This is a genomic window from Mangrovibacterium diazotrophicum (assembly GCF_003610535.1).
Classification (GTDB): domain Bacteria; phylum Bacteroidota; class Bacteroidia; order Bacteroidales; family Prolixibacteraceae; genus Mangrovibacterium; species Mangrovibacterium diazotrophicum.
In genome coordinates, this window is record NZ_RAPN01000001.1 from 2,515,875 (window position 1) to 2,527,765 (window position 11,891).

Consider the following 11,891-nt stretch of genomic DNA (forward strand, 5'->3'; position numbering starts at 1 on the left):
GTCTCAATCGATTTGACTAGTAGGGATCGACGAATTTCTCACCCCAAAAAACCAGAAACTATGCTTCTTCGGAAAACTCGCATCAGCATCATTTGGGCCTGCCTGGCATTTTTTATTGCTGCCAGTTCGGTCAACGGCCAAACCAGTAAAGTTAAAATCGCCTTTGTTGGCAACAGTATCACCGAAGGTGTTTACGATTATGGCAAAAAAGATCCGCAGGTTTCCTATGTCACCCAATTTGGCAACCTTATGAAAGACGTTTACGGCGATACGCTGGAGATTTTAAACGCCGGTGTGTCGGGCCGAATGATGACCAAACATGGTACCCGCCCAATCTGGATTGAACCGAAATTCGCAGAGGCGTTGGACTTCGCGCCGGATATTTGCGTGATTGCTTTGGGAACAAACGATTCGAAACCCGATCTCTACGACCTGGTTCAAAAAGAGTTTTACAGCGACTACCAGGATATGATTGACACCTTCCGGTACATCAATCCAAACGTTAGGTTTGTGGTTTGTCTCCCGCCTCCAATTTTTGAGGGACACCCCTACTCGCCGGAAAGTCCGCATAACGACACCCTGCTCGTCAAATACACCATTCCGCTAATCGATTCCATCGCCAAGAACAACCACCTTGCCGTTGTTGATTACCACACCGCACTGACCGATAGCATCTGCTATTTTACGGATCACTTACACCCAAATGTCGAGGGACACAAAAAACTGGGCAAGATCCTGTTTGATGAATTTATCGGGCAAAACATCATTGGCAAAACCATTCAGTTAATGGATTCCGTTGAAGCCGTAGAAACGAAAAGCACAAAGTTGCTTGAGAATTAGGCTGCTTCCATAAATCCGATTCCTCAGCAGGAGCTTTGGGCTAAATTCAACGTTGTAAATCACGGTATTATTTAGTCAGAGAAATAATCCGGGAAATTATAATTGCTGGAAATCGTCTCTCACTCTCCCACACTCCGCGCTTGCCGCTCTCTTTCACGCTTCAGGAGGACAAATTCACATCCGGTTTTATTCAAAACTCCACCTATCGGCACAAATCCTCCACCCGTTTCTTAATTTTAACGGCCATCTTTGTGAAGAAGCAGGTCCGGTAGTGGTGTAAAAACGCGATGCCCGGTTTCTGCCTGACAATTAAAATCAAACCTCAAACTAATGAAATCTGCAAAACTAAGCGTTCTTGAAAAGATCGGATACGGGTCGGGCGATGCTGCCGTAAACGTCGTCATCTCGTCCATGTTCCTGATCATTACCTATTTTTACACCGACATTTTCGGCATTAAACCCAAAGATATTGCCCTGCTCTTTCTGCTGGTGCGTTTCATCGACGCCATAACCGACCCGCTCATGGGGCTGATCACCGACAAGGTAAAAACCAAGTGGGGTCGCTACCGCCACTATTTCCTGTTTCTCTCGGTCCCGTTCGGCATCTCGGTCTTCCTAACCTTTACGACACCGGGCTTCGACTACACCGGAAAACTGATTTGGGCTTACGTCACCTACATCTTCGTCACCATCATGTTTACCTCGGTCACCATCCCCTACATTTCGCTGATTGGAGTATTGACCAGCGATCCGAAAGAACGTTTGTCGGCCAACGGCTACCGGCTTTTCTTCGCTAAAATTGCGGCCTTCATGGTTTCAATTGTGGTGCCGATTATGGCCGAAGCGTTGGGCAAAAACGATATGGGCCGCGGATACCAGCTGGCGATGGGCACCATGGCGCTTTTTGGCACGCTGCTTTTCCTGTTTTGTTTCTTTACAACCCGCGAACGAGTGGAACACGTCGTGGACAAAACACCCCTGTTTCGTCAGTTCAAAATCCTGATCAAAAACGGACAATGGACCCTACTGTTCGGCGTTTGCTTCTTCGGAACGGTGGGCTATGTGATCCGAAATTCTGTAGCAATCTACTACGCCAAATATTTCCTGGGAGGCGACGCCAGCGTGCAGTCTTCGTTTTTAGCAACCGGTGTTGTTGCTGCGATCCTGGCCATGCCGGTGTCGACCCTCATTACCAAGCGTTATTGCAAAGTGAAACTCTTTAAATGGACCCAAATCGCAGTGGGCGTCATCAGTTTAATCATGCTCTTGGTGGTTAAACAAGGCGACATGTTGCTGGCTTACCCCTTATACTTCATCCTGTCGTTTGTGGTCGATTTGCATGCACCGGTATTTTGGTCGGCCATTGCGGAAGCTGTGGATTATGGACAGGCTGAATCGGGACAACGCGTTTCGGGCCTTGCATTCGGAGGTATCTCCTTTGCCCAGAAAGCCGGGATGGGAATCGCCGGAGCTATGGTTGGTGTCCTGCTCGACTATTTTGGCTACATTCCGGATGGCGAACAAAGTCAATTTGCCCTGATGGGGCTTGCCCTGATGCTGACCGTGATCCCCGGCGTCTTCCACATGATTATGGGTGGAATGATGTTCCGCTACAAAATCACAGATGACTATTACGAAGTGATTAAAAAGAAAATCAATATCTAAAACAGACAACAGATCTTTAGACTCTAGATTTACAGACAGTTGCAATACGATATTTGAAAATCGCGAATTAGAATTCTCAGATAGAAAAAAGAACGAAGTCAGAAAAAAAATGGATATGAAACCAACAAATGCACCGCTGGTTGAGCAACGCGCCGACCCGTTTGCTTACAAACATACCGATGGCTACTACTATTTCACCGGTTCGGTTCCAACTTACGACCGAATTGAGCTGCGCCGCTCGAAAACGCTGGCCGGTTTGCAGGACGCCGAAACCTTCGATGTTTGGTTTAAGCACGAAACGGGGCCGATGAGCCGCCACGTGTGGGCGCCCGAAATTCATTACCTCGACGGCAAATGGTACGTTTACTTTGCGGCCAGCGAAGAAGAGGACATTTGGAAACTGCGCCCTTATGTGCTGGAATGTACCGGGCAGGATCCGCTGAATGACGAATGGATCGAGTTGGGACAAATGCAGGCAGCCGATGGCGATGAGAAAAGCTTCATCGACTTTTCGCTGGATGCCACCATTTTTGAAAACCAGGGAAAAAGATACTATTGCTGGGCTGAGAAAACCGGCGGACAATTTGCAGCGTCAAACCTGTATCTGGCCGAAATGGAATCGCCTATCAAACTGAAAACTGTTCAGTTTATGCTGACGACTCCCGACTACGATTGGGAACGCATTGGCTTTTGGGTGAATGAAGGGCCAGCCGTGATCAAGAATGCCGGCAAAATTTACATCAGCTTTTCGGCCAGTGCCACCGGTGCCTGCTACTGCATGGGACTAATGGAAGCCGATGAGGATGCGGATCTGCTGGATCGCAATTCGTGGAAGAAATCACGCTACCCGGTACTGGAAACCAACTATGAAAAAGGCATCTACGGCCCGGGACACAACTGCTTCACCGTAGCCGAGGATGACGTGACTCCACTGTGTATTTACCACGCCCGCGACTACGAAAACGCGGTTGGCGACCCGACAGTTGTTCCGAAAAGCGACACCCGCCCGCTGGAAGAAATCATTGCGGATCCCTTATACGATCCGAACCGACATGCACGCGTAATGGAAGTAAAATTCGACGCCGACGGGAAACCGCTCTTCGAATTTTATTGAGAAAGAGAAATATTCGTTCCAAATTAACTTTTCAATACCCAAACAGGCAGGGCGATCAGATCGCTTTGCCTGTTTTATTTTGGACTAAGGCCAATAAACTAAGACTTAATCAAGCGGACTTATTCAGCCCAACGAGGATTCAATTTGTAACATTCCGTCTCGGTCGGCATCTAACTCTCAAAAGTTAATTCAAGCAAAAAAATGTGCACAACCAAAAGAAGTAAATGGAATGTCATGATTAGCATCGGCATGTTGATCGTGGTGCTGCCCAACTTATATCAAAAGTTCTCCGGACACCAATTGAGCGACTTCTGGTCGCTATCAATCATGTTCACCGGCATCACCCTGGAAATTACAGGACTCATCAAAATGATGCAAGTCAGAAAAAGAATATCGGGACACTAGCGGATGCCCTTTTATTCGTTGGATCGTTAGCCTTTAAAATCTTTCACAATTTCGGCAGAGGGAACAACAGGCACCCTTTCAAATCTGAAAAAGGGTCTTTCTATTTTCGGTTTACTCCAAGTCCCTAATACTGGGGCCGGCTCAGCCCTCAAGAATAGTCAAAACAACAATACTGAAAACCAGATTTTGTCACCAACCTGAAGTTACAGGGCAAAAGATTAAGTTTTTGCGCTTCATAAAACTGATTTCATACCGTTCCTACATTCGAACTCACCATTTATACATTTATATTATTTTTATTGTCTAACTGGCCTTAATTTCACCATTGAATTAAACATCAAAAAACTACTACTATGAAAAAAACAATCATGCCTTTAATTATCCTTTGCTTTTCCCTATCGACAACTTTGGGGCAGTCGATTCGACTAAACCTCGGCGATGAGTTTAGCTATCGACACTCCACATTTTCCCATAAGGACAATCAAAATCCGGCTGATGAAGAAATCACCCAAACTGAATCGTTCGACTGCCAACAGGTCAATTTCAAGGTCACAGAAGTGTTACCTCATCATTATAAATTAACTGCTCATTGCGAAACAGTTCAGCATTATGACAGGAGTAAAAATGAAAGTAATGAACAGTGGAAAACAGGACAGAATTACGACAAACCATTGAAAAATCAATACACCACGTTTTATTCCCCTGATTATGACGCTGAATTTATACTCACTGACAAAGGTGAGATTAAAGAAACAGTTATCCTTACACAAGTGTCCCTTGATAAGGATCATAAAAATAATGTTCCGGATTCGATTTTAGTTCGTCTTTTTGAAGGGGCAATTAATGGTTTTTTCTTCAATCATTCCAAAAAACTAAAACGCGGGCAAACAATTATCATCAACGAGCAAGAATGTACGGTTGAAGAGATTGTGAATAATCAACTTGTCTTGACATCAACATCCAATGGCCGGCAAATACAAAGTCAGTTGAAATACGATTTAAATAAGGGACTCTTGCTGGAGCGGAACAGCTATGAAGATTCTCATGGAAAAAATGAAAAGTCAGTCCGCTATCCTGCTCCCGGGGAACGAGAAGAAATTACTTACAAGACCGACGAGCGAAGAATAGTCAGCACCAGGCTTATTGTTGATAACCACAAACCTTTTCAATGTCGATTTCGTTCGAACGATTGCGAGAAGGATACTGTTTTCACCACAACTAATGTCCGGATTCGGGGTAAAATTAAAAACCCGAGAGGCAATGGCGATGTGGCGATTCATTTTAATGAAAATGCCCCCAGTGCCTACTACCGAAATATGATTATATCGAAAGTTGCTGAGGACAATACCTTTGAACTCCGATTTCATCTGGATCAGCCTCGCGAAGTTTCGTTTCGACAGCGAGAAGTTTCCTCCATTTATTTAGCGCCTGGAGACGATGTTTACATTGAAGTAGATTTGGATGCTTTTGATGAAACAATTACCGCCACGGGCATTGGCAGCGATAAACTTAACCATTGTTTTCAAAAATTCCGTTTTGACGAAGAGGAAAAGTCAAGCATCCGACGAATGCAAAAGGATCGTGAACGAAATTGTAAGGAATTATCACCTCAGGAATACAAGAATTATTACCTGGATCTTCTTGAAAAACGACAGGCCTACTTAAACAGTCATTGTAAATGGATTCTCCCCGAACAATATTTGGCTGAATATTGGGAAACACAAACAACAATCGTTAGTATTTTATCCAGCTATCCCGATAACCAAAAATACTACCGCAAGCAAGCCGGAAAACAACCATTTGAAATTGATAAAAACGTATTCTTCGACTCCGCATTCTATTCGTTGATTCACCCTGATAATGATCTGATAGCTTTTTACGACAATTATGACCATTTTATCCGGGAATATGTTTTCTTCTTTCTGGATAAAAAACTAGATGCCATTACGGGTAAAGGAGCAGTTATAACAGTGAATAATTTCTTTGACAACTTATACTATTCGAATTATGGATTCAGCAATTCTTTTTTTACAGGCACAACACAACATGTGCTAAAATATCAAACGGTTTGTGATGCCCTGAAACAAGCGAACTGGGATTGTTTTGTCGATCTTTACAAGCAGTTTATAGCAGAATACCCTGATGCCCCCAGAACAGACCTGCTAACTGAGGCCTATCACAAAGCTGAAAAAGTTGCACCAGGTCAATTCGCTTATAATTTTGAATTGTCCGATTTCGAAGGAAATAAAGTCAAGCTCTCTGATTTTAAAGGCAAAGTGGTGTATATCGATTTTTGGGCGACCTCCTGCGGCCCCTGCGTAGGGAGCATAAAAAAGTATGGTCTGGAAATGCAAGAGGCTTTTAAAGACACGGATGTTGTATTGCTTTATGTGGCCCTGGAAAACGATGTTGAACGTCCGAAAAAGCTGATGTCGGAACAAGGCATTGAAGGAGTACATTTGATCGCGAAAGGCAAGGAAGAGTCACTTATTCGCGAGAAATATTTCTTCAATGCCATACCGCGTTATTACCTCATTGATAAAGAAGGTCGAATTGTAGAGAAAGACGCTCCGGATCCCTATCAAATTGTTAAAGATCATTCGCTTTTACTTTCGGCCTTGGAGCCGCAATGAAGAGCAGATGATAACGAGCAAACAATTTATCTGCTGAAGATTATCGCTGGTTCACTGGGGATTGTCCTGTTGCTGGTTGTGCTTGTTTTCCTATACACGCGACAGAAAAACAGGAGAAAGCTCAAACTCTCGAATTTAAACACCAAAGTACGTGAATTGGAGTTAACAGCTATTCGGGCGCAGATGAATCCGCATTTCATGTACAATTGTTTGAATTCGATTCAAAACCTGGTGCAGCAAAAGCGATCGGATGAAGCGCAAACCTACATCTCGAAGTTTGCATCGTTGATCCGTGATGTTTTAAAATACAGTGACAAAGAAGAGATAACCCTGGCTGAAGAACTCAATGTCATTGAGAATTATGTGAGTCTGGAAAACCTCCGTTTCGACATTGATTTTCGGACACACCTGGACGAACAAGTTGATATTTACGCGGTGTTTGTTCCGCCACTCTTGCTTCAGCCGCTGGTTGAGAATGCAATCATTCACGGATTAGCACCCAAAGCTGACGACAAACGATTAGATTTACAAATCAACGCAAGGCCTGATTTCGTTTGCATTACGATTGAAGACAACGGAGTGGGAAGAAAGCGGGTCGGAATGAATAAAAATCAGGGCACAGGTAACGGATTGAAATTTAGCCGGGAGCGCCTTGACTTGATGAAGGCAAAACTCAATATAGATTATAAAATGACAATAACAGACCTGGAAACTCCAAGCGGAGAACCCATTGGAACCCGGGTTGAAATTTGCATTTCAGATGAATAAGATGACAACTATAAAAGCCATTTTGGTTGATGACGAAAAAAATGGGCGGGAAAATCTTCGGGGCTTACTTCAGCAGTACTGCCCCGAAGTGAGCCTGCTTGCCGAAGCTCAAAATGCGCTACAGGCGATCGACTTGATCCAGGAACACCAGCCCGATTTGGTTTTTCTTGATATTGAAATGCCCGGTGGCAATGGATTTAAAGTACTCGAGTTCTTTAAAGAGCCTCAATTCAGCGTCATTTTCGTTACGGCCTATGACCATTACGCGATCCAGGCCATTCGCTTTTCCGCCTTGGATTACATCCTGAAGCCGATTGATCTATTGCTATTGAAGAGTGCTGTCAACCGGTTCGTTGAGCAAAAATCTACGGAGGATAAACGGTTGGAGCAGTTTTTAAAGAATGAAACTAGAACGAAGGAGAACAAAAGAATCGCGCTCCCGATGACCGATATGATCAACTATATTGAGATCAACTGTATTATCAAATGTCAGGGCGAAGCCAATTACACTCGATTCTACCTGACTGGCGGAAAAGAATATTTGGTGTCGAAATCACTTGTCGAATACGAAGAGATCCTCAATGGTTTTGGTTTTTTTCGCACCCATAAATCATTTCTGGTGAATGTTTCACACATCGTCTCCTTTGTAAAAACCGATGGTGGATACCTTGTGATGTCTGACAAATCGACTGTTCCGGTTTCCCGACGAAAAAAAGAATTGGTTTTAAAGGAAATCCAATAAATAAAAACAAAAAAGCTTCGTAGTAGCAATTCAAAGACAAATAAATGTCGATCGTATCACTCCCACGGAGCTCTCTTCTACTCTTAGCCTTTAAAATCTTTTACAATCTCGTTTACTCCGTCCAGCACATAGTGCGGACGATAGGCAAACTCGTCAATTGTTGCCCGGCTCGAGATTCCTGACAAGACCAGGCAAGTGTCAATTTCAGCCTCGATGCCCGCGACAATATCGGTATCCATGCGGTCGCCAATAATGATCGTTTCCTCACGTTGGACATTGAGTTTTCGCAGCGCAATACGCATCATCAGCGGGTTCGGCTTGCCCACAAAGTACGCTTGCTTGCCGGTTGCCAACTCAATGGGTGCAATCAGCGCTTTGGTTGCCGGAGCAATACCATTCTCGATGGGCCCACTCACATCCGGGTTCGTACCAATCAATTTCGCGCCCCGCTTCACTAGGTTCACCGCCTTTTCAATGACTTCGTAACTGTACGAACGCGCCTCGCCCATCACCACATAATCCGGGTCGATGTTATTGCTGGAATAGCCCGCGTTGTAAATGGCATTAATCAGGCCGGCTTCGCCAATAATGTAAGCGCTGCCGTTGGGTTTCTGGCTCTGCAGAAAAGAAGCCGTCGCCAGCGCGCTGGTGTAAAAATGCTCAGTTCCAACGTCCAGCCCCATGCGCGATAATTTACCCTGCAGCTCGCGAATGGTGCGCTCACTTGAGTTGGTCAGGAAAACAAACTTCTTATTTTCGGACTGCAGCCACGACACGAACTCTTTCACACCATCCAGAATTTTATTTCCGTGGTAGATGACACCGTCCATATCGCAGATGAATCCTGATTTATTGCGAATTTTTTCAATAATTGCCTTGTCGACCATGATTTGTCTTTTTGAATTTTTTCAAGAGCATGAAATTACAATCTTTGAAGCGATAATAGTAAGCAGCGACCACTTTTATCTAAGAGCGGCAGTAATTAACAAAAAAGAGGTCACATCCGTGATGCAACCTCTTCTCCATATCTCATTTCAATAATGACTATTCAACCAATTCGCCGATCACACGGGCGTCTTCCCCGCGTCCTTCGACTTTCAGCAGTTTCACTTTGTGGAAGGTGTTTTTCTCCAGCCCTTTGGCTTTAAAACGAACCGGAACATAGTGTTCTCCGTAGCCGTTTGCCACATTGCGACCGTCGATGCCTTCAATCAAAACCGTTTGGGTTTTACCAACAAACGACTGCAGGAATTTCTCGCGGCTATCTTCCGACGCTTCGCGCAAACGGGCCGAGCGTTCGTTCTTTACTTTCTCGGGAATGTGGTTTTCCATCCGCTCGGCACGGGTTCCGCGACGAACCGAATACTTGAAGGTGTGCACATGTCCGAAACCGAAGTTATTCACAGAATCAACACTTTGCTGGAATTCTTCCTCGCTTTCGTCGGGGAAACCAACAATCATATCAGTTGTAAAATTGAAGTCGGGATAGTGAGAGCGGAACAGCTTCACCACGTGCTCGAAGCGAGCCAAATCGTACATGCGGCGCATGCGAAGCAAAACCCTGTCGGAACCACTTTGCAAACACAAGTGCAGGTGGGGAACCAACTTCGGATTCTCGAACAACTTCACAAAGTCGTCGCTGAAACCATCGGGTTCCAACGATGAAATCCGAACGCGGAAATCACCTTCAACATTCAGAATGGCTTCCAGCACATCTTCAAAACGTTTGTCTTCCCACTCGTAACGGCCAATATTCACACCGGTAATGACCAGCTCTTTGAAACCGTTGGCGAGTGTATCTTTTACGTTTTCGATAATCTGTGGCAACGGGCGGCTCACGGCACGTCCGCGCACCGACGGGATGATGCAGAAGGTGCAGAAGTTATCACAGCCATCCTGAATTTTGATGGCACTGCGCGTATGCAAACTTTTGTCCACCGCATGAAACTGGAACACATCGGCATGCAGTTTTTCCGGGTGCATCAGCTCACCACCAAAGTGGCCGTTCACCAAATTCAGAATCGATCCCTTGCGGTTGTTCTCGACCACGTAGGTAATCTTCTCCTCGCCTTCCAGCGTTTCTTTATAATTGTTCGCCATACAACCGGTAACCACCACCACCGAACCTTGATTGTTACGGGCAGCCTGGCTGATTGTATTCCGCGATTTCTGATCGCTCTGGTTGGTTACCGTGCAGGTGTTTACCACTACCACATCGGCTTGTTCCTTGAAGTCGACAACTTCGTAGCCAGCCTTGTCAAAATCCGATACCAAAGCATCGGTCTCGTACTGGTTCAAACGGCAACCAAGCGTTTTAAAAGCGACGCGTTTTTTTACTGAATCCATTATTCGTTTACTGTTTCTTCCTGAAGTACCAATTCACCACTCATTGAAAAATCGGCAGCCTGTGTAATTTTCACATCCACGATTTTCCCCATCAATTCAGGAGCTTTCCGGTCCAGACGAACCTGGATTTTTCCTTCAGTCAATCCCATGGAATGACCGGTTTTCCGGTCAGAGCCGTTCACCAACAAACGTATGGTTTTACCAACCATGCTTTCGTTGTATTCACGGGTATATATTTTCATCACTTCCGAAAGGTCGTGGTAGCGTTCCTTCTTCACATCCTGCGAAACTTCGTCCTGCCAACGGTAGCTTGCAGCTCCGGGACGCGGCGAGTACATCGCAATGTAGGCCATGTTGAACTTGAATTCGTGGAAAGCATCAACGGTATGCTGATATTCCTTATCTCCCTCGCTGGTAAAACCAACAATGATGTCGGTGAAAAGGGTTGCCGTCGGCAGCAGCTCGCGAATATCGTCCACAATCTTGCGGTACTTGTCCATCGAGTGCTTACGGTTCATTTTAATCAGCACCTTCTCGTCGCCACTTTGCATAGGTAGGTGGATCTGGTTCGCCAAACAAGGGTATTCGGCAATCATTTCAATCACATCGCGGGTCATATCCTGCGGGTGTGGCGAAGTAAAGTAAACCCAAAATTCCTCGCCCGACTGGTTGCCGTACTCGCCGATTTGGCGCAGCAACTCCGAAAAGCTCACTTCTTCGCCCTGCTTATCGAGTCCGTACGAGTTGACGTTTTGTCCCAGCAGCGTAATCGATTTATAACCTTGATTCACCAGGTGACGAACCTCGGCAACAATATCGCCCGACGGACGCGAAACCTCGCGACCACGCGTGTAAGGCACAGCGCAATAGGTGCAAAATTTGTCGCAACCATTCTGGATTGGGACAAAAGCTTCATAGCTCGATTGGTATTTCGGTTTAATTTGCCACAAATCAACAATGTGCTCATTCTTTGGCATCACCGGTTTCGGCTCGGCAACCCGAAGCGAAGCTGCGTTGACAATACCGTAGCTACGAATCATATCAGGAAACTGGCTCAGTTCGCTCATCGGGAAAATGATGTCGAACTGCTTCAGCAATTTTTCTTTATCGGCAGCCAATACACAGCCCGACAAAAAAGTAATCAGGTTGCGCTTATTCTTGGCCTTGTTCCATTGGGAGATTTTGTTGTATACCTTGTCGATCGGCTTTTGCCGAACCGAGCAGGCCAACATACCTAACAAATTGGCTTCTTCCTCATTTTCCGTCCGCTGGTAGCCCATACTTTCCAACACCGCAGCAACACGCTCACTGTCGGAAATATTCATTTGGCAGCCCAATGTAATTAAGTGATACTTCATTTGTAAAAATCCAAATTTCA

At 45.3% G+C, this 11,891-nt stretch carries 10 protein-coding genes; 7 read left to right on the forward strand and 3 right to left on the reverse strand.

All coding sequences use genetic code 11. The features are described 5' to 3' along the window. Window positions 1–60: 60 nt before the first annotated feature. The 7 genes from BC643_RS09945 to BC643_RS09970 all read left to right on the forward strand — a co-directional run bounded on the left by BC643_RS09945 (window position 61) and on the right by BC643_RS09970 (window position 8,167). Entirely contained in the window at window positions 61–840 is a 780-nt protein-coding gene (locus tag BC643_RS09945; RefSeq protein WP_120272938.1) for a GDSL-type esterase/lipase family protein, read from the forward strand. A gap of 330 nt (window positions 841–1,170) precedes the next feature. Further along, the gene (locus tag BC643_RS09950; RefSeq protein WP_120272939.1) at window positions 1,171–2,505 is read left to right on the forward strand and encodes an MFS transporter; all 1,335 of its coding nucleotides are present in this window, start codon (window positions 1,171–1,173) and stop codon (window positions 2,503–2,505) included. Between the two features lie 115 nt (window positions 2,506–2,620). Further along, window positions 2,621–3,619 carry a family 43 glycosylhydrolase gene (locus tag BC643_RS09955; RefSeq protein ID WP_211338033.1) on the forward strand — a complete coding sequence of 333 codons (999 nt, stop codon included), beginning with the start codon at window positions 2,621–2,623 and terminating at the stop codon, window positions 3,617–3,619. A gap of 201 nt (window positions 3,620–3,820) precedes the next feature. Continuing rightward, the gene (locus BC643_RS23305) at window positions 3,821–4,024 is read left to right on the forward strand and encodes a hypothetical protein (protein WP_147377191.1); all 204 of its coding nucleotides are present in this window, start codon (window positions 3,821–3,823) and stop codon (window positions 4,022–4,024) included. A 353-nt stretch (window positions 4,025–4,377) separates the two neighbouring features. Further along, a complete protein-coding gene (locus BC643_RS09960) occupies window positions 4,378–6,657 on the forward strand; it encodes a TlpA family protein disulfide reductase (protein ID WP_120272941.1) in 2,280 nt (759 codons plus the stop codon). 156 nt (window positions 6,658–6,813) lie between these two features. Further along, complete coding sequence (locus tag BC643_RS09965; RefSeq protein ID WP_147377192.1) at window positions 6,814–7,425, forward strand: sensor histidine kinase; 612 nt, start codon at window positions 6,814–6,816, stop codon at window positions 7,423–7,425. Then, window positions 7,418–8,167 carry a LytR/AlgR family response regulator transcription factor gene (locus BC643_RS09970; protein ID WP_120272943.1) on the forward strand — a complete coding sequence of 250 codons (750 nt, stop codon included), beginning with the start codon at window positions 7,418–7,420 and terminating at the stop codon, window positions 8,165–8,167. Before BC643_RS09965 ends, BC643_RS09970 begins: the two co-directional genes overlap by 8 nt. An 83-nt stretch (window positions 8,168–8,250) precedes the next feature. Here the strand turns inward: BC643_RS09970 and BC643_RS09975 are convergent, their stop codons facing one another. The 3 genes from BC643_RS09975 to miaB form a co-directional block, all read right to left on the reverse strand. Further along, window positions 8,251–9,054 carry an HAD-IIA family hydrolase gene (locus BC643_RS09975; RefSeq protein ID WP_120272944.1) on the reverse strand — a complete coding sequence of 268 codons (804 nt, stop codon included), beginning with the start codon at window positions 9,052–9,054 and terminating at the stop codon, window positions 8,251–8,253. Between the two features lie 157 nt (window positions 9,055–9,211). Then, window positions 9,212–10,513, reverse strand: coding sequence for a tRNA (N(6)-L-threonylcarbamoyladenosine(37)-C(2))-methylthiotransferase MtaB (gene mtaB / locus BC643_RS09980; protein WP_120272945.1), 1,302 nt, complete (start codon window positions 10,511–10,513; stop codon window positions 9,212–9,214). Beyond that, window positions 10,513–11,871, reverse strand: a complete 1,359-nt coding sequence (gene miaB, locus BC643_RS09985) for a tRNA (N6-isopentenyl adenosine(37)-C2)-methylthiotransferase MiaB (RefSeq protein ID WP_120272946.1) — start codon at window positions 11,869–11,871, stop codon at window positions 10,513–10,515. Before miaB ends, mtaB begins: the two co-directional genes overlap by 1 nt. Window positions 11,872–11,891 lie beyond the last annotated feature (20 nt).